The organism is Marinobacter shengliensis (assembly GCF_003007715.1).
Lineage (GTDB): Bacteria > Pseudomonadota > Gammaproteobacteria > Pseudomonadales > Oleiphilaceae > Marinobacter > Marinobacter shengliensis.
The window spans coordinates 682,329-707,835 of record NZ_PXNO01000027.1 but is presented as its reverse complement, the minus strand read 5'-3'; the positions used below and the strand labels follow the sequence as shown (position 1 = coordinate 707,835).

Genomic DNA, 25,507 nt, shown 5'->3' with positions numbered 1-25,507 from the left:
CCTGCTCCTGATACCTTCAGATCTCAATGCCATCCAACTGGGCAATGGTGTGAATATCCTTGTCGCCACGGCCGGAGACATTGATCACGATCATCTTGTCCTTGTCCATGGTTGCTGCCAGCTTAAGCGCGTAGGCAACCGCATGGGCGGTTTCCAGCGCCGGCATAATACCTTCAACACGGGTCAGCTTACGGAAACCGTACAGCGCTTCGTCATCGGTGACCGAGACATAATTGGCGCGACCGATGTCTTTCAACCAGGAGTGCTCTGGGCCTACTCCCGGATAATCCAGGCCAGCGCTGACCGAATGGGTTGCTGCGATCTGGCCGTTTTCGTCTTCCATCAGGTACGTACGGTTTCCGTGAAGAACCCCCGGGCGCCCGGCACACAAAGGTGCGGCATGCTGACCGGTTTCGATACCCAGGCCACCTGCTTCAACACCGTAAAGCTCAACATTCTCATCAGACAGGAACGGATAGAACATGCCGATGGCATTGGAGCCGCCACCAACACAGGCTACCAGCGCATCCGGCAGTTTACCTGCCTGCTCAAGGGCCTGGCGACGGGTTTCCCGACCAATCACCGACTGGAAATCGCGAACCAGCAGTGGATAGGGATGCGGGCCAGCCACGGTACCGATGATATAGAAGGTTTCATCAACATTGGCCACCCAGTCACGCATGGCGTCGTTCATGGCATCTTTCAGGGTTTTGGTGCCGCTCTGGACCGCATGCACGGTGGCCCCGAGTAGCTTCATGCGGTAGACGTTGAGGGACTGACGTTTGACGTCTTCCGCCCCCATGAACACATGGCACTCAAGCCCAAGCCGCGCGCACACCGTTGCGGTTGCCACACCATGCTGTCCGGCCCCAGTTTCAGCAATAATTCGTTTCTTGCCCAGGAAACTGGCCAGAAGCGCCTGGCCAATGGTGTTGTTCACCTTGTGAGCACCGGTATGGTTGAGGTCTTCACGCTTCAGCCAGATCTGGGCACCACCGGTTTCCCTGGTCAGTCGCTCGGCAAAATACAATGGGCTGGGACGCCCCACATAGTCCGCCAGGTCTTTATCGAAAGTGGCCTGGAATTCGGCATCATCTTTCAGCCGGAGATACTCTTTCTCCAGCGTCATCAACGAGTCCATCAGGGTTTCGGAAACAAACCGGCCACCGAAGGCACCGAAGTGACCTTTCGCATCCGGAAGCGCCTTCAACATCTCTTCAGTCAGTTTTACAGACACAGTGAACCTCTTTCATAAAATCGGATAGTTTGGTGGCGTCTTTCTTGCCCTTGCTCTGCTCCACCCCTCCGCTTACGTCGACAGCCCAGGGCCTGACTTCTTCAATGGCGCGGGCTACGTTAGCAGAAGACAACCCACCGGCCAATATCAGGGGTAACGGCCGGTGCTCAGGAATCAATGCCCAGTTGAAGGATTGCCCGGTTCCCCCATAACGATTCGGATCCCAGGCATCGACCAGAAGGCCGGAGGCCTTGCGATAGTCATCAAAGGCCTTCTCTATCTGACCCTCTTCGCGAACCCTGACCGCTTTGATCCAGCGGCGTCCGAAGCTGTCACAGAAGTCCGGGGATTCATCGCCGTGGAACTGCAACAGATCCAGCGGAACCTGATCCAGCACACTCTCGACAAACCGGGCATCCGGATTCACAAACAAACCGGTCAGCGTGACGAAGGCAGGTATTCGATCCGCCAGCGCCCTGGCGTGCTCAACCGTAACCGAGCGTGGGCTCGGCTCATAGAAAACCAGACCGATGGCGTCTGCGCCGCACCTTACCGCGACGTCAATATCTTCCGGCCGGGTCAAGCCGCAAACTTTCACACGGGTGGTCATGTTTCTGACACCGGTTGTTTGGGGTGAATGTGCGTTGGCTCAATAGGTCCGTTCTCACCGTCGGTGAACCAGGGACTGACGAAACCGGGGCCGCACAGAGCCCTCGGTATTCCGTACTGATCCGGGTAGCCAACATCCACAAGATAGAGTCCGTCCGGTGGTGCGGTCACACCCGCCAACTTGCGATCTTTGCTGGCCAACACCTCACCAATCCATGGTTCAGGCTGCTTGCCCGCCCCTACGGCCATCAAGGCGCCGGCAATGTTGCGCACCATATGGTGTAGAAAAGCGTTGGCCTGAACATCTATTACGACATAGTCGCCCTTTCGGGTTACCGAAATCCGCTCCAGATAACGAACCGGCGTTCTGGACTGACAACCGGCTGCCCGGAACGAACTGAAGTCGTGTTCACCGACAAGCACCTGAGCCGCCCTGTGCATACTGGCAACGTCAAGCGGCCGAAAAGTCCAGCTCACCTGCCCCCGCTGAATCCCGGGCCTTACCGGACGATTCAGAATAACATACCGGTAGCGCCGATAAACCGCCGAGAACCGTGCATGAAAATCTGCCACACCATTGCCCGCCCAGTGCACGGAAATATCATCCGGCAAGGCGGTATTCATGCCCATGACCCAGGAGCGGAGACTCCTCACCGAGGGAGTATCAAAATGAGCCACCTGAAAGCTGGCATGAACGCGGGCATCCGTACGCCCCGCGCACACCAGGTCAACCGGGTGATCAGCAACTCTGGACACGGCCCTGGCCAGCTCGCTCTCCACTGACCGGACACCGCTTTTCTGGAGTTGCCAGCCATGAAACCCGCGACCATCGTATTCAAACGCAATGGCTACCCGACCGTTACCGATCGCATTATCTGTGGTCAAAGGCTGAGAATTGAGAAACAAGGATTGGTCCGTCGAAAAGAGTTCACTGAAAAACAAAGCGCCGGCCTTATGGCCGGCGCTGTTACCGATATCACGAGATTATAACGGATCAGGAAAGATTTTTAAGGAGCTCCTGCGCTTCCGCCTTCTGCTCGTCGTTTCCTTCCAGAGCGACCTCTTCCAGGATATCACGGGCTCCGTCGCTGTCCCCCATCTCGATGTAGGCCCGGGCCAGATCGAGTTTGGTGGCCGCTTCGTCAGTCCCGGCAAGGAAATCGAAATCATCGTCCTCGCCCAATGACTCCTCATCGATATCAAGCGCGGAACTCTGCTCCTGCTTGCCATCCAGCGATTCGGACGCCAGCGGAACCAGATCGTCATCCATGGCATCAGCCTCCTGCTCAGTGGCCTCAGACTCACCTTCCTGAGCCGGCTCACTTGTTGGTTCTGAGTCAGCCGGCTCTTCGCTGCTGAACGCGTCTTCCAGACCAAGCTCTTCATCCAGGGATGCCGCTTCCTGTTCCGGACCTGCGGGCTGCTCGTCAGACTCAGAGAACTCTTCCATCAGGGCGAGATCCTCGTCAGACACATCAAGCTCCAGGTCGTCCAGCGTAGACTCGTCAAGGTCCAGCCCTTCCGGCTCGCCTTCTTCCTCGGCAACCTTGTCCAGTTCGGCATCAAGCTCGTCCAGGAAGGACTCATCCAGGGCATCCACGTCGCCCGACAATTCATCCTCAACGGTTTCCGCGTCTCCAACCTGCTCTGCTTTATCAGACTCATCTTCCAGTCCGAAATCCAGAGTATCCTCTTCCGCTGTCTCAACCGCCGGCTCCTCGGTGGCTTCGTCTTCAAGTGCGGACTCGAAATCGAAACTGAGATCCTCTTCGTCGGCTTTGGCCTCGCCCGAGTCCTCAAGATCCATTTCGAGAGAAGAGAAATCCTGCTCTTCGGAAGTGTCGACGGCGGATTCGTCTTTTTCAGATACCTCAAGACCGGAAAGGTCGTATTCAATCAGATCGTCGGGAGAATCACCCTCCTTCTCGACGTCCGATTCCAGCTCTCCGAACTCGTTCTCCTGCTCAGGCTCGGGACTGGCCTCAAACTCGTCTGCTTTCAGGTCATCGGACAGCTGCCAATCATCATCAGACGGTAACTCGTCTTCCTGACCAGGCTCTTCCTCTGTCGCCACCGAAGTACTGAAGGAATCAGACCGCAGTTGCGACTCAAGGTCGTCGATGCTTGGCATAGACTCGGCTTCTTCAAGACGCTCGCGAAGAACGGTTGCCTGCTCAATAGCGGCTTCGTCTTCCAGGGCCTCAATTTCCCCGTACTGTTTCTCGAACGAATCACGATCCTGGCTGTCCGCGTATACCCCAAGCAGCTTCAACCGGAGATCAGTGCGGCTCGGCTCCCGGGAAATGGCGGTTTCAAGCACCTGTGCTGCCTGATCATGACGACCATAGGCAATGTAGGTGTCGGCTTCGGCCAGGGCGTCAGCGCCTTCCTGCTGATCAACAGCTTCGTCTTCCAGGCTCAGATCAAACGAATCGCTTTCGCTACCGTCCTCGCTGTTGAGCTGGTCGTAGAACGCCTTTTCACGATTGGCGTTCCGGCGTGCAACCAGCAGAAGCAACAGCAAGAGCAGAACCAGGCCGCCACCCAGGGCAATCTGGTACATCGGATTGTTTGAAATGGCGTCAATCACATTACCGGGGAAACCCTTCTCCACGGCGGGAGGGGCAACCGGCGCTGGCTGGCGAGGCTGTTCGCGGGGCTGCTCCGCTGCCGGAGCGGCGGCCACGTCTGCCTCATCGGCTTCCTGCTCTGCCGCTTCGTCGGCGGGTTGCGCGGATTCGGTAGTCGCGACTTCCTCACCGGCGCTATCAACGCCACTGTCGTCTGTCAGCTCATCCGATACGGCCTGCTCGCTACCCTCAGCTGCGGGCATATCTTCGAGTGCTTCTGAATCGTCCTCGGCGACGTCATCAGCACCATCAACTGCCGCCAGTTCTCCGGTCGGCGCTTCGGCCTCGTCGTCCGGGAGTTGATCCGCCGCCGCTGCCTCTTCAGCCGTCATACCCTGCAAATCTGCAAGCTGGCTGTTCTTGAGCTCTAACAGACGCTGCAGGGTGGAAACCTGATCCTGAAGATCAGCCAGGCGACTGTTCAATTCTTCGTTTTCGCGACGCGTGGCTTCCAGCTCTTCCATCGCTACCGCTGAGCCCACGTCGCTGCCGCCCGGCAAATCGCCATCACCGCCAGCGGAGCCACCCTCGGTAACATCGCGAGATTCGCCATCCGCTACCAGCAAGCGCAATTCGTCACCGGCTGCGCCCGCCTGGGTAGGCGCCGGAGCGGATTCAGCCTCTGCGGTACGGGTGGCGTCGACGGTACGAGACTGGAACGCCTCGTTTTGCTGTGCAACAACGCGGTTGGCTTCCGCCTGGCTCCGGCTGCGGATCTGTTCCATGGTTGGAACTCTCAGCACCTCACCACGCTTCAACCGATTGATGTTGCCGCCCATAAAGGCATTGGGGTTCTGGTCCTGAAGGGCCAGCATAACCTGCTGCATAGACACAGAGCTGTCCGGGCGGACACGCTGGGCGATAGTCCAGAGCGTGTCTGATGGACCGGTCGGGCCGAACGTGTCAGCCTGATAGCCCCGGGCAAGTGAACTCTCGGCCTGGGCCTGGCGACGCACAGACTCCTGGCTACGGGGCGCTGCCTGCCTTGGACTTGCTGGCGCTGCCGAAGGCGCACTCACCTGCTCCTGAACACCGGAATCTTCGGCATACACTGGTGGATCTACCAGTACCGAATATTCCCGCATCAGTCGGCCATTAGGCCAGGTCAGCTCCAACAGAAAATTCAGGTAAGGTTCCCGGAGCGGCTCCCGGGAAGAGACGTTAACAACGAGACTGCCGTCGGAAGCGGTAACCACCTCAAACCTCAGCCTGCTCAGAAACTGGTGGCGATCAATGCCAATCCGCTGATAAGCGGCTTCCGGCGCAACATTTACAAATACATCACCGGGATCCACCCCACGACTTTCACGGAGTGATATTTCCGCATCCAGGGGCTCATTCAGCCAGGACTGCAGTTCAATTTCCCCCAGCCCCAACGCCTGAGCGACACCGGAACCGAGCCCTCCCGCCAGCGCCATGGCAACCGCAAGCTTGCGTACCTTCATGCTTTTTCCTTTCCAGTCTCCGTTATTCTTTACTGCTGTATCTCAACAGAATCGGACGAGGTTGGATGACTTCCGTCTTTTTAGTTCTCGTTGTTATATCGCAATTATACCGTTCAGTTTGGCAAGTATTGTTGATAAAGCCTCTTTTATCAATCAATCAGCCGCAATCCTTGCACCGTTTTTTTACCAATCGGGCGGAACTCCTTAACAGCCCTGAAAATAACAGGGGCGGACGCTGAAATCAGCCTCCGCCCCACTCCGGCATACGAAAAACCGGACACAGTTGGCATTAATTACCACTGTGTAACACTATTTAACGTTCCTGCAGAATCCGCAGCATGCGGCGCAGAGGCTCAGCGGCCCCCCACAGCAACTGGTCACCCACGGTAAACGCAGAAATGTATTCCGGCCCCATGGACAATTTGCGAATCCGCCCAATGGGGATACTCAGGGTGCCGGTCACTTTCGCCGGCGTGAGTTCCTGCATGGTGGCATCACGATCATTCGGGATGACTTTCACCCAGTCGTTGGCCTTGGCAAGGATACCCTCGATTTCCGCAACCGACAGGTCTTTCTTGAGCTTGATAGTCAGCGCCTGGCTGTGAGAGCGCATAGCGCCAATACGAACACAGATGCCGTCGATAGGAATCGGATTGTCGCTGCGGCCAAGAATCTTGTTGGTCTCAACGCCCGCCTTCCACTCTTCCTTGCTCATGCCGTTATCGAGCTGCTTGTCGATAAACGGAATCAGGCTGCCCGCCAGGGGCACACCGAAGTGCTCGGTGGGGAAATCACCGGAACGCATGGTATCGGTTACCTTGCGGTCGATTTCCAGGATCGCCGACGAGGGGTCAGCAAGCTCCGACTTGACGCTGTCGTTCAACGCACCCATCTGGCTCAGCAGTTCCCGCATGTTCTGGGCACCGGAACCGGAAGCCGCCTGATAGGTCATCGGAGAGACCCACTCAATAAGATCCTGCTCCAGCAGACCACCCAGGGCCAGCATCATCAGGCTCACGGTGCAGTTACCGCCAATATAATCTTTTACGCCCTTATCCAGGGCGGCATCGATCACGTTGCGATTAACCGGATCCAGCACAATGACGGAGTGATCCACCATCCGCAGGGACGATGCCGCGTCAATCCAGTAGCCGTTCCAACCTGCATCGCGCAGCTTCTGGTACACCGCTGAGGTGTAATCACCGCCCTGACAGGTCAGGATTACGTCCATGCCTTTCAGGATGTCGATATCAAAGGCATCCTGGAGTGCCGGAACGCCTTCTTTGCCTACGTCCGGGGCCGGCTTGCCCGCCTGGGAAGTGGTAAAAAACACCGGATCGATGTCGGCAAAATCGTTTTCTTCACGCATGCGCTGCATGAGGACTGAGCCTACCATGCCACGCCAACCTACAAGTCCAACTCGCTTCATGTGCGACCTTTGAACCTCACATTATGCCCGCCCGCTACCGTTATCGCTGGCAGGGACAGGATGGATGATCCCGCAGTGGCAGCATCGCGCCACTGTCGGGTCTCGGTTTAGCGAATCAGGGCTGACTCAAAGTGCATTGAGAACAGCTTCACCCATTTCCCGGGTTGAAACCTTCTTACCACCGTCTGACATGATGTCTGCGGTGCGCAGCCCCTGATCCAGTACCTTGCTGACCGCCGCTTCAATCGCTTCTGCGGCTTTTTCCTCATTCAGGCTGTAACGCAGCATCATGGCTGCACTGATGATGGTGGCCAACGGGTTGGCAATGCCCTGCCCGGCAATATCCGGCGCCGAACCGTGGCAAGGCTCGTACATGCCCTGCTTTTCAGAGTTCAGCGACGCCGACGGCAACATGCCGATGGAGCCGGTGAGCATAGCCGCTTCGTCAGAAAGAATATCACCAAACATGTTGCCAGTCACAATCACATCGAATTGCTTGGGAGCCCGAACCAGCTGCATGGCGGCGTTGTCCACGTACATATGGGACAACTCGACATCCGGGTATTCACGCTTAAGGTCTTCCATAATCTCGCGCCACAGCACGGTCACTTCCAGTACGTTTGCCTTGTCGACAGAGCACAGCTTCTTGCCGCGTTGCTGGGCCGCTTCAAAGGCGACGCGGCCGATTCGGCGAATCTCAGACTCAGTGTACTGATAGGTGTTGTAGCCCTGGCGCTCACCATTCTCCAGCTCGCGCACACCGCGGGGCTGTCCAAAATAGATACCGCCGGTCAGCTCGCGCACGATCAGGATATCCAGGCCAGAAACCACTTCCGGCTTCAGGGAAGACGCAGACGCCAGTTGCGGGTACAGAATGGCTGGGCGCAGGTTGGCAAACAGCTGCAGGTTCGAACGCAGACCCAGCAGCCCCTTCTCCGGGCGCTTGGCCATCGGCAGGCTGTCCCACTGGGGGCCACCGACGGCACCCAGCAGAATGGCGTCGGCATTGCGCGCTTTTTCCAGGGTTTCGTCCGGCAACGGTGAGTCCGTGGCATCGATAGCCGCACCACCCACCAGGGCCTTGTCAAAGGTCAGGCCAAGATTGAACTGGTCATTAACCTTGTTCAGAACCTTCTCCGCTTCAGCGACGATTTCCGGACCAATGCCGTCACCCGGCAGAAGCAACACATTACGGGACATATCAGAATCCTTGTTTATCAGTTTCCAGCGTTAAACAACCAGGGGGCAGTCTGGCGGCGAGCATCTTCGTAGGCGCGAATGGCATCGGCGTCTTCAAGGGTCACACCGATATCATCGAGCCCATTGAGCAGACAGTGACGACGGAAATTATCGACATCAAAACTGTAAGACTCACCAGAGGGGGTCGTTACTGTCTGAGCTTCCAGGTCCACCGTTAATTCATAACCTTCGTTAGCCTCGGTCTCCTGAAACAGCTTATCAACTATTTCTTCATCCAGAACAATGGGTAACAGGCCATTCTTAAAGCAGTTATTGTAGAAAATATCGGCAAAGCTCGGGGCAATAATCACCCGGAAGCCGAAATCATCCAGCGCCCACGGGGCATGCTCCCGACTGGAACCGCAACCGAAGTTCCTGCGAGCCAACAGCACACTGGCGCTTTTGTATCGATCCTGGTTCAGAACGAAATCCGGGTTCACGGGGCGATTGGAACAGTCCTGATCCGGCTTGCCTTCATCCAGATACCGCAGCTCATCAAACAGGTTCGGGCCAAAGCCCGTGCGCTTGATCGACTTCAGAAACTGCTTGGGAATGATCATGTCCGTATCCACATTGGACCGGTCCATGGGGGCAACAATACCTTGGTGTTGCGTAAATGCGCGCATGGTCTCTCTCCTGTGGATCAGTTCAGCAACTCACGAACATCAACAAAATGGCCAGACACGGCTGCTGCCGCCGCCATCGCCGGGCTCACCAGGTGGGTACGCCCACCAAAGCCCTGACGGCCCTCAAAGTTCCGATTGGACGTGGACGCACAATGCTCGCCCTGCCCCAATTTGTCGGCGTTCATGGCCAGACACATGGAACAACCGGGATCACGCCATTCCAGGCCCGCCTCGATGAAGATCTTATCCAGACCTTCCTGCTCTGCCTGGGCTTTCACCAGACCAGAACCCGGCACCACCATCGCCTGTTTCAGACTGGCGGCCACCTTGCGGCCTTTCACCACGGCCGCAGCTTCGCGCAAGTCTTCAATGCGGCTGTTGGTGCAGGAACCGATAAACACACGGTCCAGCTGGATGTCGGTAATCTTCTGGTTCGGCCGCAGGCCCATGTACTTAAGCGCACGAACAATGCCTTCACGCTTGATCGGGTCTTCTTCCTTCGCCGGGTCCGGCACGCTGCCATCAACACCGGTCACCATCTCCGGAGACGTACCCCAGCTTACTTGCGGCTTGATAGCGGAACCGTCCAGCTCAACTACCTTATCGAATACCGCATCGTCATCGCTGTGCAGGGTACGCCAGTACTCAACCGCCTTGTCCCAGGTTTCGCCTTTTGGCGAGAACGGACGGCCTTTCACGTAGTCAATAGTGATGTCATCCACCGCCACCATCCCCACACGGGCACCACCTTCGATGGCCATGTTGCAGATGGTCATCCGGCCTTCCATGCTCAGGCCACGAATCGCCTCACCACCGAACTCAATGGCGTAACCGGTACCACCGGCGGTGCCGATCTTGCCTATGATCGCCAGAACCACATCCTTGCCGGTCACACCCGCGCCAAGCTTGCCGTTCACCTTCACCAGCATGTTCTTCATCTTCTTCTGAACCAGGCACTGCGTCGCCAGCACGTGCTCAACTTCCGAGGTACCGATACCATGAGCCAGGCAACCAAAGGCGCCGTGGGTTGAGGTGTGGGAATCACCACAGACAATGCTCATACCCGGCAAGGTTGCCCCCTGCTCCGGCCCGATCACATGCACGATGCCCTGGCGCTGGTCTTTGATCTTGAATTCCAGAATCCCGAACTCGTCACAGTTCTTGTCCAGAGTCTCCACCTGGGTGCGTGACACCGGGTCAACAATACCGTCGATGCCTTTGTCACGATCGGTGGTCGGCACGTTATGATCCGGCGTCGCGATGTTGGCATCAATCCGCCAGGGCTTGCGGTTGGCCAGGCGCAGACCTTCAAACGCCTGCGGCGACGTCACTTCGTGCAGCAACTGCCGGTCGATGTAGATCAACGCGGAGCCATCGTCCCGCTGTTTGACCAAATGGTCGTCCCACAACTTGTCGTATAAAGTCTTGCCCGCCATGGTTGCTCTCTCACTCTCTGGGGGTTTCTGTTTATGCTCTCAGTTCGCCTATCTTACTCTTTCGCCCCGAATAACCTCAATTCATGTTTTTCATTCTTTGCATTCCTTTAGGTTATGGGCTTAATATTCCGGTTGTTTAGTGCAAGACGCAACTGGGTAGGTCAGGCTTTTCAAAACACGCCTACAAGCACGTCCATGTGGGCTCGTTTCGGGCCGTCCATGGCCCTCAACGGTTTTGAAAGGCCTGACCTACCCAGTCGCGCCCCATAAATTTTCCGTGGATTCTGTGTAAATCGCACCCTGACGGCATGCTCAACGGTTAACGGAGCAGCTTCACTGAGCCCCTCCCAAAAATCTCGTAGGCCATGGATGGCCGGAGCGAAGCGCACATGGATGTGCTCGTAGCGTTTTTTGGGAGGGGCTCAGTGAAGCTGCTCCCAACTCCAAACAAAGCGGCAAGAGAAGAACCAAAATGGACGCAAACGCCTTAAAAGCCTTCCTGACCATAGTCGACCAGGGCTCCTTCTCAGAAGCCGCCGAAACACTCCACCTGACACAACCGGCCATCAGCAAACGCCTCGCCGCCCTCGAAACCCAGCTTGGCACCAAACTCATCGACCGAAGCAACCGGGAAATCCGCGTCACCGAAGCCGGCGCCAGACTCCTGCCCCACGCACGCAAAATCCTCGATGAAATACACAACGCCCGCCTCGCCCTCAGCCCAAACGCCGACACCGTCGAAGGCGAACTCCAGCTCATTGCCAGCCACCACATCGGCCTTCACCACCTGCCAAACTGGCTAAGGCGCTACCGCCGCGAATACCCACAAGTAACGCTGGACCTTCAGTTCATGGAATCCGACGCCGCCTACCACCAGATGAACAAGCGTAACGCCGAGATCGCGTTCGTCACCCTCAGCGATAGCATGAACCCGGAGTTCCGGATTTTGGTGCAATGGCCAGACCCGATGGCCTTTGTCATTGGCGCGGAGCATCCGCTGGCACAACTGAAACACCCACGGCTTGAAGACCTGGCCCAACACCCGGCCCTGTTGCCGGACACCAGCACTGCGACCTACCGGGTGGTCAGCCGATTATTTCTGGAAGCGAACCAGCCACTGAAACCCTTGATGCCCACAAACTACCTGGAAACCATCAAAATGATGACCAGTGTCGGCCTGGGCTGGAGTGTGCTGCCGGTGAGCATGCTGGACAACAGTCTTCGGGTACTTGACGTTGGACACCCGGTTTCCCGGGTACTTGGCGCCGTTGCGCTGAGTGGCCGGCAATTGAGCAATGGTGCCCGGGCGCTGCTTGAGATTGTGGAAGCGGAAGAAATCAGGAACTGATTAGCGCCCGGTCTCCTCATCAACCTTCGGCATGGGTTGCAAGCCGCGCCAGGTGATCAGGATGGCCACAGCCATGGCGGCAGCGCCACCCCAGAACGCGGCGGAGGTGCTGATACCCTCCACCAGAAAACCGGACATCCAGGCGCCGAGGGCGCCGCCGGCACCAAAGGTCAGACCGCTGTACAAGGCCTGCCCCTGGCCATGGTGATGCTTGCCAAAGAACCCCTGAATGTATTGCACAGAAATCGCATGCAACGCACCGTAGGACGCTGCGTGAAGCAGCTGGGCGAAGATGAGAATGGGCACGACCATGGTCAGTTCGGCAATGAGTATCCAGCGAATCATGGTCAGGAACAGAGCCCCGATGACAATCTGGCGCACACTGAACCGATGCGACAACCGGTGCATCACCAGAAACAGTCCGATTTCCGCCAGCACACCCAGCGACCAGAGCAAGCCAATCGACAGCTTGCCGTAGCCATGTTGTTCCAGATGAATACTGAAGAAGGTGTAGTAGGCACCGTGAGATACCTGCAGCAGGAAATTCATCAGGAAGAAGGCAATCACAGCAGGATGGGTGACGATGGCTTTCAGGCTGCCTTTGGGAGCCGGCGGTTTACGCTCGCCCCGCTCTGCAGGCACCAGAAACGCCGATACCGCGATGCCCGCAAAGACGGGCAACAGCAGCCAGGGCAGATAACTGACCGGAACCCACTCCAGAATGGCACCCACGACAGCCACGGCACCGATAAAACCCACCGAGCCCCAGAGCCGAACCTTGCCGTACTTGTCTTTCCTCGTGCCAAGTGCCCGTAGGGTAATCACCTCATACAGCGGCAGGATCGCGTTCCAGAAGAAGGTGAAGGCCAGCATCACCAGAAGCAGGCCATAGAACCCGGGTTCCATGAACACGCCGGCAAAGAACAGCGAGCCGGTAATGGCGCCAAAACGGACCAATCGCACCCGCTGGCCGGAACGATCCCCCAGCCAGCCCCAGACACTTGGCGCGACAATTTTGGTGAGCTGAATGGTCGCCATCAAAGTGGCGATTTGCAGGTAGGAAAACCCCTGCCCCTCCAGGTAGAGGGACCAATAAGGCAAAAGCCCTCCAAGGAGGGCGAAGAACCAGAAGTAGAGGTTAGACAGCCGCCAGTAGATGGTGTCGCCTCCCTTTGATCAAAGCTGGCCGATGACCGGAGTGCTCACTTCCACATCGCCATTCTGCCCCCGGTGGCGCAGGTAATGGTCCATCAACACGATGGCCATCATGGCCTCGGCGATGGGCGTGGCGCGAATGCCCACACAGGGATCGTGGCGACCGGTGGTAATCACCTCAACCGGATTACCATGCACGTCAATACTCCGGCCCGGCAAACGCAGGCTGGATGTGGGCTTCAACGCAATGCTGGCAACAATCGGCTGGCCGGAGGAAATTCCGCCGAGCACGCCGCCCGCATGATTGGACAAGAACCCTTCCGGCGTCATTTCATCCCGGTGTTCAGTGCCTTTCTGATCAATGCAGCCAAACCCGGCGCCGATTTCCACACCCTTTACCGCGTTGATGCTCATCAGTGCGTGGGCCAAGTCTGCGTCCAACCGATCAAAGATCGGCTCACCCAGTCCCGGCGGCACACCGTCAGCGACCACGTTGATGCGGGCACCGATGGAATCCCCTTCTTTGCGCAGGGCGTCCATATAGGCTTCCATTTCCGGCACCTTATCGGCGTCCGGACAGAAGAACGGGTTCTGATGCACCTGATCCCAATCGTGTTTTTCCGCTTTGATCGGCCCAAGCTGAGACAAATAGCCACGAATGCGAATGCCCAGACGCTGTTCAAGAAACTTGCGGGCGACCGCGCCGGCAGCAACGCGCATGGCTGTTTCACGGGCCGATGACCGGCCACCACCCCGATAATCCCGGACACCATACTTGTGCGTGTAGGTGTAGTCGGCGTGCGCCGGCCGGAACTGCTCGGAAATCTTGGAGTAATCCTTGGAGCGCTGGTCGGTATTCTCGATGATCAGGCCAATCGGCGTCCCGGTGGTTTTACCCTCGAACACGCCAGAGAGGATGCGCACTTCATCGGCCTCACGCCGCTGCGTGGTGTGGCGGGAAGTCCCAGGCTTGCGGCGGTCCAGATCCTTCTGCATATCGGCTTCTGACAGCTCAAGGCCCGGAGGGCAGCCATCGATAATGCACCCCAGGGCAGCCCCATGGCTCTCACCGAATGTGGTTACGGTGAACAGTTTACCAAACGTATTTCCCGACATAATTCAGCACTTTATAAAGGTTTTATAAAATATTTTTTAACTGTTTCTGGCCTGCCACTCGCGCAGGTCGGCAGCCGTTACCAGAAACACGCCATCGCCGCCGCTATCAAATTCCAGCCAGGTAAGCGGCAGGTCCGGATAGGCGTCGTCCATGGCGCCCCAGGAGTTACCCACTTCCACGATTAACAGACCGTTCTCGGTAAGATGCTCTGCAGCCCCGGCGATAATACGGTGGGCAATATCAAGACCATCATCGCCTGCAGCCAGACCCAACTCCGGTTCGTGACGGTACTCTTCCGGCATGTCCGCCATGTCTTCAGCATCCACGTAGGGCGGATTGCTGAGTATCACGTCGTAACGGCCTTCGATGCTCTCAAACACGTCCGAACGGATGGTCTGAACCCGCCCTTCCAGGCCGTGCAACTCGATATTTGAGTCCGCCACTTCGAGGGCGGCCTCGGAAATATCAGACAGATCAACCTCGGCTTCATCAAAGACGGTGGCCGCGCCGATACCGATACAACCGCTGCCCGTGCACAAATCCAGTATCCGCTGAACGGGCTGGCTGCCCAACCAGGGCTGCAGGCCATTCTCCAGCAGCTCGCCAATCGGCGACCGGGGAACCAGCACCCGCTCATCAATATTGAACGGCATACCCATAAACCAGCCTTCGCCCAGAAGATAGGCGATTGGTACGCGTTCATTAATGCGGCGCTCAATGCGCTCAACAATCAGTTCGCGCTCTGTGCGCACCAGGCGCGCATCCAGAAACACATTGTTGTTCTCCAATGGCAGGTGGACACTGCGTAACACCAGCTGCACGGCTTCATCCCACACGTTGTCGGTACCATGCCCGAAATACAACGGCGATGCCGCAAACCGTGACGCGGCATAGCGCAGAAAGTCCCGGATGGTGTGTAGATCGTCAACTGGACTGGTCACAAAAACGTCTTCCTGGTCAGGCTAATGTAGCGCGGCATTATACGCCTATTAAGCACAGGCCTGCAGCCCGCATACAGATTAAAGGGCCAACGGACCGGAACTGCTGCGGCTTTGCTCAAACCGGTCCAGTGCGGCAGCCATACGCTCCCGGCCCAGCTGAATCAGTTCCGGTGCCTTGTGATAATCGTAACTTCGGCTGGCATTCTTGGGGATATTAACCAGGAGATCAGGCGGATACCCGGCAATCTTGTATTGAACCAGAGCACTCTGCATGGTTTCGATGGTCAGGTTCATCACATCAAATTTGCCAATGCCCAGCTTGTCCCAGTCAATGGTCTCGTGGTCATCCCGTTTCTGGTGATGAGCGGCCTTCTCGGGCTCCTCGTGCCGGACTTTCAAATCCTTCTCTTTATGCTTTTTCGCCATCTCCCGGGTGATTTTTTCTTCGGGAGATTCCCCGGTATCGAGTTTCCTGGAAGTCAGGGATTTAATGGCATCCCAGTCAAACCACCGCGAGGCTTTATCCCGGATGGCGTCGACCCATTCATCCATATCGCTGCCGGAGTCTTCATCGGCAAATGCCGCATCGGGAATTCGCCTTGGCTGTTCATCCTCGCCACTCAGGTTGACGGCCATGATCAAATCAGCGTGGGCAGAGATCGTCGGGATAATCGGCAGGGGATTCAGCAATGCACCGTCTACCAGCACCCTGCCATCCAGCACCAGAGGCGTCACAACACTCGGGATGGCAATGGATGCACGGATGGCGCGATCCAGCGGCCCTTCCTGAAACCAGATTTCCTTGTGGGCAAGGAGATCGGTGGCAACCGCAGTAAACGCAATGGGCAAGTCTTCGATCCGGGTGTCGCCCAGAATGTCACGGACCACCGAGAAGACCTTCTCTCCCCGAATAGCGCCGACCGAGGTGAAGGTAACGTCCAGCAGTTTCAGGACATCGAACTGGCCCAGCCCGGTCACCCAGTCCTTGTATTCTTTCATCTTGCCAGCCGCGTACATACCGCCGATAAGGGCGCCCATGGAACAGCCGGAGATAGCGATAATGTTGTAACCCCGTTCCTGCAGTACCTCAATGGCGCCAATGTGGGCGTAACCCCGGGCACCGCCACTACCCAGGGTCAAGGCGACCGTTTTGCCGTTTCCGGTTTGCGAGGGCTTGCGTGCAGAATTGGCCGGAGCTTCGGCCGGCGATACGTCAGAACTTGCCAATACTTTGCTGACGCCATCCTCTGCAGCCGCTTGCTCACTGCCGACCGGTTGGTCGTCTGGCTTAGTGTCCCCGGACATTCCCTTACCTCTTGATTACCAGAATTTCGATGCGGTCACCCGTGCGGTTAGGGTCCGCTACCTGCACCCCAGGCCCGATGGCCAGGGTGCGGACCTGCTCCCGGGAGACGCCGGATTTCGCCAGCACGTCGGCCAGGGCGCCCGCAGCCCTTTCCGCCCTTGCGATCGAATCATTCAGGCTTTCATCATTTTCCAGCGAAGAAAACGCGGCGAGCACCACCTCGGCGCCCTCCTCTGCCGCCCACTCTCCCAACCGCCGGCGATCGGTAGTCGACAAATCAAACCGATGGGTAACACCGCCCTGCCAGGGCACAATAATGGGACCCAGCAACCGTGCAGCAGAGGCCTGAAAGCCGGGAATGTCCGCTCCGGTTGCTACCTGGAGATGTTCAACCCAAACATATTCACGCTGATTGCCACGGGTGACGGTGTACACCAGGGTCAACCATCGGTTGCCATCAACATCCGCCACGGCACCGACGAAGTAGTCCTGGTCCTGATCCCGGCCAAGGAGCCTGGGTTGCTCAAAAATCTGGTTTGCCCAGACGTTGCTTCGACCACAGGCCACTCCGGAACATTCAAAAAGGATCTGGCCGCCTCGCGCCTGAAGCTCGCGACGGTAATGTTCCTGTGCGGCTTTACGGCTCGCATCCCGGTTGATTTCGAATAACTGCCCTTTGCCGTTCACCGGCAGCCTGGCCATGACATCCGAGCGGATCTCTCCGCGTATTTCGCGAACCGGGCTCATAAGCACGAGGTGCCCGGACGACCGAATGTCCAGCGCCGACTGAAGACTCGACTGGGCGAACGCGTCCAGTGGCTCGCCAAGCTCCGAAGCTGCCGCCACTGAGCCGCAAGCCAACACAGCAAACGCCAACAGGCTCCGGAGTTTCATTACAACAGCACGATTATTCATTGAATAGAAACCTTTTTATAGCATGTGCAACCGGCGTGGTGTCACCATCCAGGTGACAATGATGCCCCCCGGGAACGTCCACTGTCGTCAGGTCGGGTATCAGCTCTGCACGCTTGACCAATCCGCCACGGCTGGCCAACAACCCTTCCGACGCTCTTACGAACAGGGTTGGCGTCTGGATGGCGGCCAGCGAGGCATGAACCTGCTCTTCGGTCATCATTAAAGGCGTGGGATGCCTTAACCGTGCATCGGTGCGCCAGACAAAGCCATCTCCTTCAGCCCGCATGTTTCTGGGCACCAGCAATGCTGCAGCCTCGGCGCTCAATGGGCTAAGCCCGCCCTCACGGATCCTCGCCGCCGTCGCCACATCGGGATAGACCGCCGGAGGTGCCGATCCGTTCCGTTTTTTTTGCAAGGCCCGGCGCAACTGGGGGATGGTTTCCTTGGCGGGGCGACTCAGGGCACCCAGGCTGTCAATCATCACCAGCCGCCTCACCCGCTCAGGGAAAGCTGCCGCATACAGGGCACAAACGATACCACCCAGCGAATGGCCCACCAGATCAAGGGGGTACCGTTCGCTTTCCGGGAAATGATGGTCAATCAATTCACTGAGGTCTGCCACATAGTCCATCAGCCAGTAACCATAGCCCGGTGGTCGATGCCCCGAGTGGCCATGACCAGCCATGTCGATTGCGTGAACACTGGCATCGGAGGCCAGCGCTGGCGCCAACCGGGCGAATGTCATGGCGTTATCAAGCCAGCCGTGCACCATAAGTATGGGGGAGCGAACTTCGTGCGAGGGGTCCGTATGCCAGGTCAGGCCGGCAAGGGTCAGGTTATCGAGCGGCCAGCGTGCCTCCCGGCAGCCGGCCGGAATGTCGTGCCCACTGCCGGGTAACACAGTGTCAGTCATGCAAGGCGAGTCCTACATGGTGTGCGTTGGGCGATCAGAGCTCAGCGAGCCTGCCAGGTAAGACTCGATCTTGGTCCTTGCGGATTCATCGTCACCGTTAAACTGGACACCGATACCTGCTGCACGGTTACCTTGCGCTCCTTTAGGGGTAATCCACACCACTTTACCCGCTACGGGTATCTTTTCCGGCTCGTCCATCAGGTTTAGCAGCAAAAACACCTCGTCTCCGAGTTGATATTGCTTCTGGGTAGGAATGAACAAACCACCTTGCCGAATGTAGGGCATATAGGCGGCGTACAGAACCGCTTTGTCCTTGATGGTCAGGGTGAGAATGCCGCTGCGTGCGCCAAATCCTGGGCCCATATCACATACCTTTTACGCTGGAAGTTCTTGTGTCGTTAAACATTGCCACAATGCTTCAGGAATTTCCTGACATTTCAAATCATAGCAGCTGAAATTGAAGAAAGCTCAGCTTGCTTTCCGCTTCCTTGGCATCAGTTCCCGCCAGGCAATCAGAAGCTGGCTGGCCTCCAGTTCCGGGCTGGCATTATATACCGCGGCACTGCGACTTTCCCTGACCAGGTCCAGGAGCTGATGAGCCCGCCACGGCGGATTGTTGTTTGCCAGATAACCAAGCATGTCCGCCGCTTCCGGGTCAGATACTGCCCCCCCCACACTGGCCCGCGCCAGATCCGCGGCCCAGCTTTCAAATAACCAGAGCGAATCGTCCAGGCCAAGGGCCTTGAAGGATTTAGCCGCTTCGCCAACCGGGATCTGCCCTTTCATAAACTGCCGGAATGCTTCAAAGGCCTTGTCCCGAAGGGGCAAAAAATCTCCGAGGGCATAGTCCAGCGCCAACCGCGGTGCATTGCCCGCCAGCATCAGGCTTTTGGCTAAGGTCTCCGCCCCCGGCCGGTTTGCCTCGTCCAGCTCAGCCACGCGGGCAGCCAGCCATTGCCCGCCCTGCTCTGCTGTCGGCAAGGGTATGGTCAGCGCCTGACAACGGGAGCGAATGGTCGGTAGTACCGGCCGACCGCTCTCCTGCAACAGCAGCAACGTCACGTCCGGCAACGGCTCTTCCAGGGTTTTCAGCAACGCATTGGCGGCATTGATGTTTAATTGATCTGCCCGGTCAACAATCGCGACCTTGTGGTGACCAACCTGGGGCGAAGCAACAGCAAACGTGGAGAGTGCCCGTATCTGGTCAACCTTCACCATGCGCGATTTTTCCGGGGTATAAACCCGCAGATCCGGATGACTGCCTGCAGCCATCAGCTCACACTGCTTGCAATGGCCACACGCCACCGCCGCGCCGGATTCTGATTTGGCCGGTGTTTCACACAACAGCAATCCGGCCACTGCCTGGGCCCAGGCGCGCTTTCCTACGCCACGCTCACCCACTACCAGCAATGCGTGGGGCAAACGATCCTGTGCCAGTCGGCTTTGCACTGCCGACCAGGCGCGGGCCAGCCAGGGCATTTCCTGTGCGATGTCAGTCATGTTTCGGCATCCGGGATCCGGTTTCCTGATTGCGTTTGAGTTGACGCTTCATGGTTTTCAGTAGCCGCCTCAGCCGCCGTGTATCGTCATCGGCCTGACGGGTTGAGGCAGAGCTATAGTAATGGCTGTTTACTGTCCGGGCAAAGATCCGGGCAGACTCCGCCACCGATGGCCGGGCCTCGGCCATGCGCTCCGCCAGCACCACCGGAGTTTCGCCACTGCGCACAGGCACACCGGCCTGTTCACACAGCCGGTGCCATGACCCGACCACGCGCCTGAAGCCATCCTGACGGGCTCCCCGGGTCATTGAAAGCGCCGACACCAACCCGGCCACAAGAAGGGCAAAACCAACCAGCCCGGCGGTAATGTAGCCAAGCTCCTTCATGCCAATGCCGCCTGGCAGCCGGGACATCAGGTTCATCTGGCTCTGGCCCTGATAGCCCACCACCCAACGCTGCCAGTGGTAGTTTATTCGGTCGAGCTGCAGCGACGCCCACTGCAAAACCGCCAGATCCCCATACCGCTGGGGAGAGGTCAAATTGTTCTCCAGGAAGGAGCCCTCTTCGGCCATCGCCTCCCGCAATCCGAACTCAATACGATCAGGAGCAATCGCAGCAGTGGGATCAACCCGAACCCAGCCCCGGCCTTCCAGCCATACCTCAACCCAGGCATGGGCATCGTACTGCCGCACAATGAGATAATCGCCCCCGGCGCCGGCATCTCCGCCCTGGTAACCCACCACCACACGGGATGGAATACCAGCGGCCCGGAATACAAAGGTGGCAGCACCTGCGTAATGGGCGCAGAAGCCCCTCTGTTCCTCAAACAACAGGGTATCCACACCATCGTTGGGCATCGCCGGTGGCCGCAGTGTGTAATAGTATTCTTCGTTACGGAACCGCTGCATGAGCTCGTTAACCACCTGGGCCGGGGAATACTGGCCCGCCAGCTCACTGGCTAATGCCCTTGCGCGCGGGTTCCCTTCGCCAGGCAATTGCAGGTAGCGCTGACGCACTGCCTGGGTGAGCTCACTACCCGGCCGGGTTTGCCCGGGGTCTATCGCCAACCGGTAGCGCACCGGGCTGTCTGCGGGGCGACGGAAACGGAACAGGTCTTCCCCTGCGTCAAACACGTTGTCCGACACCGCAATGGAATTTTCCAGAGAGAAGGCCCATCGTTGGTCCGTCGGCTCCAACAGTACATCGTACTGGTTGCTCGCCAGCGCCCCAATGCCGCCATCCACCGCCACCCTGCCCGGGCGTTGAAATGGCTCCCGGTCGCGCTGCCGCCAGGTCTCGCCGTCAAGATAATCGAGAATCAGCCCTCGCCAATAGCGATCCCGATACTCCGGAATCGGACCACCAAAACTCACGCGGAACGCCCGCTCACTGCTCTGGGCCAGATTGGAAATATCGCCGGGGCGCATGGTATCGGAGATACCGCTGCGAGCCTCGCCGGAAACCAGCGGGACGCTCCACAGCGGCGCCATACGCGGAAAGAACACGAATAACAGGACGACTACCGGCAGGGTTTTCACCATCAAAAGTCCCAGCCGCTTCCAACCGGCCTTCAATGACCCCGGAAGATCCGGCGCGTTAAGAACCTGCAGACCCACCAGCAGGCAGGCAATGGCTGCAAACGTCAGCAGGGCCCACAGGATGTCCTGCTGGAACAGGAAGTTTACAGCCGCCAGGTACACCAGAATAAAAAACAGTACATAGAAGTCTCGGGCGGAGCGGGTTTCCAGCCATTTGAGCCCCACCGCCAACACGAAGAACGACGCAGCAGTATCAACGGTAAAGCGGCCCTGAACAGTGCCCAGGTAGACTCCGATCAACACCAGCATAATGCCCGTACGCAACCAGCGCCCCGGCAATCGCACCCGACCACTCTGGGCCAGCCAGCGCCAACCGGCCAGCACCACGCAGGCGGCAATCAGCCACCAGGGTAACCGGTTCCACTGCGGCAACAGTAACAGTGCAAAACTGCCAATCAGCCAGAGTAGCGCAGCGCCAGGAATGGCATCTATCGGTACTTCGGAACGGCGGCTTCTACCAAGGAGCACATCGACCAGGCGGCTCATACGCTGCCTCCCGCCGTAGCGCCGTCCACGGTTTTACGGGTACCAAACGGCAATGCATCCTGCTCTCTCGGCGGCTTTTCGCCCCAGACCGCCAGCGCCCGCAGGCACCGGTCTCCATGGATTGGGCCGGTGTCGGGTTCGATGACCTCCCCCGGCAGGTTCAAACCAAACTTTGCACCTTTCTGTAGCCGGTCGGCCACCAGCCAGGCCAGGTAACTGAGCCTGAGCTCAGTATCCGCGCCCGGGAAAGCGTTGAAATCCAGCCAGTGGGGGCTTCCTTGCTCCCCTTCCCAATCGGCAACCACCATCTGCCCGGAGCGGGCAAACCGTTTCCACATCACCCGCTGGCTCATATCCCCTTCACGCCAGGGCCGAAGGTCGGCATTGTCCTGACCGGCCACCGGCGCGGAAGAACGGGCTTCACTACCGTCATCCACCTGGCTGATTACCTCCGGAGCAACCAGTGGCCTGGGATAGGCAATGCCGGCCGAACTCGGGCGCAACCAGGACCAGGCCTTGAGCAACCCGAATGGAAAACGGGTTTCAATCCGAACCTTGTCTGGCCGAAGGTACCCACGATGGGCTGAGGGGATGGGCAAAATAACGTCCCGGGCCTGGCCAGCCGGCACATGGACACCTTCCAGCTTTGAATCCACAACCGACAGCGCAATGGCAAGCCCGCTATCCTTTCCAGCGGTGACCCGGAATCGAAACGGTACATCATCCCCGGCCTCGCCCTCGCCGGGCTGAATAAGGGCGAGCGTAAGCCCCGAGAGATTGCGATGGGTCTGATGCATGGCACCGACGAACAGGGCCCCGAGAATGAAGGTCAGCAGGTAAATAAGGCTGTTCTGGTAATTGATACCGGTGATCAGCATGATCAGCAGCAGAACACCAAAAACCACCCCAGCACCGGTTGGCAGGATGAAGATGTTTTTCTGGCTGAACGTCTGGCTGTCTCCGCGGGGAACCCTGCGGTTAATCCAGTGCTGCCATCGTTGCCGGAGTTTTCGCGTTATCATGCCCATCAGGCCGCATTCTTCCTCAAAAGTTCACCCGTTATCGGCACGCATCAAACCATATTATCCTGCCGCTCATAAAGCTTTACTGCCAAACTGCGGATTCTGATCACAGACCAGGCACTTTCCGGTTGAAAAACTGTCTGACAAACCGAATACTCCGATAAGGAAGCGTATTGACTGAATAGAGTAGTCTCAGCCGCGCCCCTCAACTGATCCGGTAACGCAAGAGGCTATGCCATGACACGCCCAACACTGCTTGCAACGGCCATCACCGTCACTCTCTCCGCTCCGGCCATGGCCGGCGTTCAGACGATGACATCGGATGAGATGGTGGAAACCTATGTTCAGGATTCCGCAGTCATAGTTGTGCCAAGGGACCAGCAAAGAAACGAAGCGGATCGCCAGCGCATTATCAGGGCGCTGACCATCTCGCCCGGCGAGCCGGTTCTGAGTGAAGCCGAAGAGGAAGCCTACCGCGAAGCGCTCCAGCGCTATATGGAAGATGGCAAGTCCGACGCTCTGAGCAGCGCCGAAGAAGAGTTCCTGCGCAGGGCCCTTCTGCTACCCACTGAGGAGCTGGCCCGGGCCCAACCGCCGGCCAATTTTGCAGAAACCATTCCGCAACTGATCTTCGGTCAGCAGCCGCAAATACCGGACGAACCCTTTACCCAGACCTTTCTTAATGACCAGCTGGGCATTGGTTTTGATGGCCAGAATCTGAACTTCAGTATCGGTAATCCACCGGGCATTGATCGTATTGATATTCCCCACGGCATCAATGAGGGGCCAATCCAACTGACCCCAAGACCCGGTGGCGGCTTCGACCTGTCCATTCAGGTGCCCGACCGCTGATTCAGAGCCCGCATCTTTAAAAATAAAACGGCGACCTGCTTCGGGTCGCCGTTTTATTTAGGCCAGATTTTTTCTAACCAACTAAAAACGCCCCGCAATGCGGGGCGCTCATCACCTACTCAGGTGTTCAGGTCAGATTAGCGACCGTAAACAGCCAGACGAGTGTCGGAGATGGTCAGGTTATCCATGGCGATAGAGCCGATGGAAGCGCCGCCGATCTCGATTGCACCGATGGACATGTCCATGGTGATGTCGTTGATGTCGATACGCAGGACGTCAGTCATAGTGGAATCACCAAGACCATCGCCTTTGTATACATCTACGTTAGCAACGGCGAAAAGGCCGGCAGCGCCAGGGTCACCTTCAAAGAACTGACCGCCCATGATGGCCATATCGCGGATACCAATGCCCAGGAATTCAACATCGAAGTCCATCTGCATAACGTTGAAAGCAACGTCCAGGTTCAGGGTGTCGGTAGCGGTATCAACGCGGATATCCAGAGCACCCAACATACCCCAACCGCTCAGGTTAGATACCAGAGTGGTGCTCTCGCTGCCGTCAGCAGCAACCAGTTCCATGGAGCTGGCAGTCATACCCCAGTCGATCGGCTGACCAGAGATTGAACCAACGTGGATTACAGCGTCACCGTCAGCTTCTACGTCGATGTCGATGTACAGGTCGTCCAACAGGTCGGTGCCCGGACCACCAGCAACACCAGAACCACCCAGAACGATGTCGTTCACGGTGAAGCTACCTTCATCGGTGTACACGAACTGACCGATGCTGACTTTGGTTTCCAGTTCGATGGTCACACCGGCCTGGCCAGTAACGTTACCCATTGCGGTATCGTCAAGGGCTTTCAGGTCAGCGTGAGCAGCGAACGGCATAGCGGCAACGGCAGTTGCCAGAGCAATTTTCTTCAGGCCTTTCATTATTATCTCCTTGTGAAACTCATTTTATTCTTGTGTGAGTTTTTTAAGTGAAGTCCTTTACTTCACGGGTCCATTTAAGATTGTTTTACAGTCCTAGTCCGTGACTCCATTCACAGTCCTTTACGTTACAATTACATTTGGAAACAAGTATCGATGAGTTCGCATTTTGCTCAGGACTTACCGCCTTTACCCTCGTAAAACCATTCAAAAGGTTTTTCCTGAGATACCGGTTCAGCCCAGGAAATCGCTCCGTTGCGAATCTCGTATCCGATTACTTTATTCGAAGACACGCCTAAACGGTGCTCATGTTCTATCACCAGGACTTCAGTTGCGTTGTCTTCACTAACCCTACCCGTATAGAGGATGGCTGCCGCGTTTATCTCCCCTCTCTGGGCGATCGATTTAATGGCTGCCCGATACATCTTTAATTGTGCGACCGCAGGCATGCCAACAGCATGGGCATCAATATTGATGCGCTTTACGGTTTCACCATCCTTCATCAGCATCCAGGCTTTCGGCGTATTGGCGCCAGGTTCTAATATGGCTGACTGATATTCTTCCGTCGCCGCCTCTGACAACCGAATCAGCTGCTGCTGAGCGCTGAGAATAACGACACCCAACTCATCCTCCGAAATTTTTCCATCAGACAGTGGTCCGTCTTGCGGCAAGCCCTCCGCCAGCGAGTGGGTCGCACCCAGGGCGAACAGACTGAACGTGGCAGCAAGTGCGTGTTTTCTGAAGCGAGACATAGGACAACTTCCGTTCTTGTTTT

The 25,507-nt window shown here is 57.4% G+C and carries 22 protein-coding genes; 2 read left to right on the top strand and 20 right to left on the bottom strand.

All coding sequences use genetic code 11. The features are described from left to right. Window positions 1–16 precede the first annotated feature (16 nt). From trpB to leuC, 8 genes are all read right to left on the bottom strand, one after another. Complete coding sequence (gene trpB / locus C7H10_RS16360) at window positions 17–1,225, bottom strand: tryptophan synthase subunit beta (RefSeq protein WP_208622852.1); 1,209 nt, start codon at window positions 1,223–1,225, stop codon at window positions 17–19. Beyond that, entirely contained in the window at window positions 1,218–1,847 is a 630-nt protein-coding gene (locus C7H10_RS16355; RefSeq protein ID WP_106695695.1) for a phosphoribosylanthranilate isomerase, read from the bottom strand. The genes trpB and C7H10_RS16355 overlap by 8 nt, the downstream gene beginning before the upstream one ends. Continuing rightward, a complete protein-coding gene (truA, locus tag C7H10_RS16350; protein WP_106695694.1) occupies window positions 1,844–2,752 on the bottom strand; it encodes a tRNA pseudouridine(38-40) synthase TruA in 909 nt (302 codons plus the stop codon). Before truA ends, C7H10_RS16355 begins: the two co-directional genes overlap by 4 nt. 88 nt (window positions 2,753–2,840) lie before the next feature. Further along, window positions 2,841–5,921, bottom strand: a complete 3,081-nt coding sequence (locus tag C7H10_RS16345; RefSeq protein ID WP_106695693.1) for a FimV/HubP family polar landmark protein — start codon at window positions 5,919–5,921, stop codon at window positions 2,841–2,843. Window positions 5,922–6,234: 313 nt separating this feature from the next. Further along, the gene (gene asd / locus C7H10_RS16340) at window positions 6,235–7,350 is read right to left on the bottom strand and encodes an aspartate-semialdehyde dehydrogenase (protein ID WP_106695692.1); all 1,116 of its coding nucleotides are present in this window, start codon (window positions 7,348–7,350) and stop codon (window positions 6,235–6,237) included. Window positions 7,351–7,476: 126 nt separating this feature from the next. Then, window positions 7,477–8,550 (bottom strand): 3-isopropylmalate dehydrogenase, encoded by a 1,074-nt coding sequence (gene leuB, locus C7H10_RS16335; protein ID WP_106695691.1) that lies wholly within the window; start codon window positions 8,548–8,550, stop codon window positions 7,477–7,479. A 17-nt stretch (window positions 8,551–8,567) separates the two neighbouring features. Further along, on the bottom strand, window positions 8,568–9,215 hold the full coding sequence (gene leuD / locus C7H10_RS16330; protein WP_058089707.1) for a 3-isopropylmalate dehydratase small subunit: 648 nt from the start codon (window positions 9,213–9,215) through the stop codon (window positions 8,568–8,570). A gap of 17 nt (window positions 9,216–9,232) precedes the next feature. Then, on the bottom strand, window positions 9,233–10,651 hold the full coding sequence (gene leuC, locus C7H10_RS16325; protein ID WP_106695690.1) for a 3-isopropylmalate dehydratase large subunit: 1,419 nt from the start codon (window positions 10,649–10,651) through the stop codon (window positions 9,233–9,235). Window positions 10,652–11,123: 472 nt separating this feature from the next. Between leuC and C7H10_RS16320 the strand changes: the two genes are divergently transcribed. Further along, on the top strand, window positions 11,124–11,999 hold the full coding sequence (locus C7H10_RS16320; RefSeq protein ID WP_106695689.1) for a LysR family transcriptional regulator: 876 nt from the start codon (window positions 11,124–11,126) through the stop codon (window positions 11,997–11,999). On the opposite strand, the gene C7H10_RS16315 is transcribed toward C7H10_RS16320, so the two are convergent. From C7H10_RS16315 to C7H10_RS16270, 10 genes are all read right to left on the bottom strand, one after another. After that, the gene (locus C7H10_RS16315) at window positions 12,000–13,145 is read right to left on the bottom strand and encodes an MFS transporter (RefSeq protein ID WP_279629221.1); all 1,146 of its coding nucleotides are present in this window, start codon (window positions 13,143–13,145) and stop codon (window positions 12,000–12,002) included. Window positions 13,146–13,175: 30 nt separating this feature from the next. Beyond that, on the bottom strand, window positions 13,176–14,270 hold the full coding sequence (gene aroC, locus C7H10_RS16310) for a chorismate synthase (protein ID WP_106695687.1): 1,095 nt from the start codon (window positions 14,268–14,270) through the stop codon (window positions 13,176–13,178). Window positions 14,271–14,306: 36 nt separating this feature from the next. Beyond that, on the bottom strand, window positions 14,307–15,212 hold the full coding sequence (prmB, locus tag C7H10_RS16305) for a 50S ribosomal protein L3 N(5)-glutamine methyltransferase (protein WP_072677386.1): 906 nt from the start codon (window positions 15,210–15,212) through the stop codon (window positions 14,307–14,309). A gap of 78 nt (window positions 15,213–15,290) precedes the next feature. Then, the gene (locus C7H10_RS16300; protein ID WP_106695686.1) at window positions 15,291–16,517 is read right to left on the bottom strand and encodes a patatin-like phospholipase family protein; all 1,227 of its coding nucleotides are present in this window, start codon (window positions 16,515–16,517) and stop codon (window positions 15,291–15,293) included. Window positions 16,518–16,521: 4 nt separating this feature from the next. Next, on the bottom strand, window positions 16,522–17,433 hold the full coding sequence (locus C7H10_RS16295) for a DUF4892 domain-containing protein (protein WP_106695685.1): 912 nt from the start codon (window positions 17,431–17,433) through the stop codon (window positions 16,522–16,524). Then, on the bottom strand, window positions 17,426–18,346 hold the full coding sequence (locus tag C7H10_RS16290) for an alpha/beta fold hydrolase (protein WP_106695684.1): 921 nt from the start codon (window positions 18,344–18,346) through the stop codon (window positions 17,426–17,428). The genes C7H10_RS16295 and C7H10_RS16290 overlap by 8 nt, the downstream gene beginning before the upstream one ends. 12 nt (window positions 18,347–18,358) lie before the next feature. Continuing rightward, window positions 18,359–18,709 carry a PilZ domain-containing protein gene (locus C7H10_RS16285; RefSeq protein ID WP_058089697.1) on the bottom strand — a complete coding sequence of 117 codons (351 nt, stop codon included), beginning with the start codon at window positions 18,707–18,709 and terminating at the stop codon, window positions 18,359–18,361. 105 nt (window positions 18,710–18,814) lie between these two features. Then, window positions 18,815–19,846, bottom strand: a complete 1,032-nt coding sequence (gene holB, locus C7H10_RS16280; RefSeq protein ID WP_106695683.1) for a DNA polymerase III subunit delta' — start codon at window positions 19,844–19,846, stop codon at window positions 18,815–18,817. After that, window positions 19,839–21,929, bottom strand: coding sequence for a transglutaminase TgpA family protein (locus C7H10_RS16275; RefSeq protein ID WP_106695682.1), 2,091 nt, complete (start codon window positions 21,927–21,929; stop codon window positions 19,839–19,841). Before C7H10_RS16275 ends, holB begins: the two co-directional genes overlap by 8 nt. Then, window positions 21,926–22,951: a DUF58 domain-containing protein gene (locus C7H10_RS16270; RefSeq protein WP_106696030.1), complete on the bottom strand. Its 1,026-nt coding sequence runs from the start codon at window positions 22,949–22,951 to the stop codon at window positions 21,926–21,928. Before C7H10_RS16270 ends, C7H10_RS16275 begins: the two co-directional genes overlap by 4 nt. Before the next feature lie 237 nt (window positions 22,952–23,188). Between C7H10_RS16270 and C7H10_RS16265 the strand changes: the two genes are divergently transcribed. Next, window positions 23,189–23,803 carry a hypothetical protein gene (locus C7H10_RS16265; protein WP_106695681.1) on the top strand — a complete coding sequence of 205 codons (615 nt, stop codon included), beginning with the start codon at window positions 23,189–23,191 and terminating at the stop codon, window positions 23,801–23,803. Between the two features lie 137 nt (window positions 23,804–23,940). Here C7H10_RS16265 and C7H10_RS16260 read toward each other — a convergent pair whose 3' ends face one another. Together C7H10_RS16260 and C7H10_RS16255 are read right to left on the bottom strand one after the other, a co-directional pair. Beyond that, window positions 23,941–24,735: a DUF6160 family protein gene (locus C7H10_RS16260; protein ID WP_106695680.1), complete on the bottom strand. Its 795-nt coding sequence runs from the start codon at window positions 24,733–24,735 to the stop codon at window positions 23,941–23,943. A gap of 170 nt (window positions 24,736–24,905) precedes the next feature. Next, the gene (locus C7H10_RS16255) at window positions 24,906–25,484 is read right to left on the bottom strand and encodes a hypothetical protein (RefSeq protein WP_106695679.1); all 579 of its coding nucleotides are present in this window, start codon (window positions 25,482–25,484) and stop codon (window positions 24,906–24,908) included. Window positions 25,485–25,507 lie beyond the last annotated feature (23 nt).

Bases quoted from the DNA above. Each gene is read 5' to 3' on its own strand.
- C7H10_RS16300 (WP_106695686.1), bottom strand. From the start codon at position 16,517: ATGTCCGGGGACACTAAGCCAGACGACCAACCGGTCGGCAGTGAGCAA.
- C7H10_RS16290 (WP_106695684.1), bottom strand. From the start codon at position 18,346: ATGACTGACACTGTGTTACCCGGCAGTGGGCACGACATTCCGGCCGGC.
- C7H10_RS16275 (WP_106695682.1), bottom strand. From the start codon at position 21,929: ATGAGCCGCCTGGTCGATGTGCTCCTTGGTAGAAGCCGCCGTTCCGAA.
- aroC (WP_106695687.1), bottom strand. From the start codon at position 14,270: ATGTCGGGAAATACGTTTGGTAAACTGTTCACCGTAACCACATTCGGT.
- C7H10_RS16285 (WP_058089697.1), bottom strand. From the start codon at position 18,709: ATGGGCCCAGGATTTGGCGCACGCAGCGGCATTCTCACCCTGACCATC.
- C7H10_RS16295 (WP_106695685.1), bottom strand. From the start codon at position 17,433: ATGAATAATCGTGCTGTTGTAATGAAACTCCGGAGCCTGTTGGCGTTT.
- C7H10_RS16260 (WP_106695680.1), bottom strand. From the start codon at position 24,735: ATGAAAGGCCTGAAGAAAATTGCTCTGGCAACTGCCGTTGCCGCTATG.
- C7H10_RS16320 (WP_106695689.1), top strand. From the start codon at position 11,124: ATGGACGCAAACGCCTTAAAAGCCTTCCTGACCATAGTCGACCAGGGC.
- leuC (WP_106695690.1), bottom strand. From the start codon at position 10,651: ATGGCGGGCAAGACTTTATACGACAAGTTGTGGGACGACCATTTGGTC.
- asd (WP_106695692.1), bottom strand. From the start codon at position 7,350: ATGAAGCGAGTTGGACTTGTAGGTTGGCGTGGCATGGTAGGCTCAGTC.
- C7H10_RS16265 (WP_106695681.1), top strand. From the start codon at position 23,189: ATGACACGCCCAACACTGCTTGCAACGGCCATCACCGTCACTCTCTCC.
- leuD (WP_058089707.1), bottom strand. From the start codon at position 9,215: ATGCGCGCATTTACGCAACACCAAGGTATTGTTGCCCCCATGGACCGG.
- C7H10_RS16345 (WP_106695693.1), bottom strand. From the start codon at position 5,921: ATGAAGGTACGCAAGCTTGCGGTTGCCATGGCGCTGGCGGGAGGGCTC.
- holB (WP_106695683.1), bottom strand. From the start codon at position 19,846: ATGACTGACATCGCACAGGAAATGCCCTGGCTGGCCCGCGCCTGGTCG.
- C7H10_RS16255 (WP_106695679.1), bottom strand. From the start codon at position 25,484: ATGTCTCGCTTCAGAAAACACGCACTTGCTGCCACGTTCAGTCTGTTC.
- C7H10_RS16355 (WP_106695695.1), bottom strand. From the start codon at position 1,847: ATGACCACCCGTGTGAAAGTTTGCGGCTTGACCCGGCCGGAAGATATT.
- C7H10_RS16270 (WP_106696030.1), bottom strand. From the start codon at position 22,951: ATGATAACGCGAAAACTCCGGCAACGATGGCAGCACTGGATTAACCGC.
- leuB (WP_106695691.1), bottom strand. From the start codon at position 8,550: ATGTCCCGTAATGTGTTGCTTCTGCCGGGTGACGGCATTGGTCCGGAA.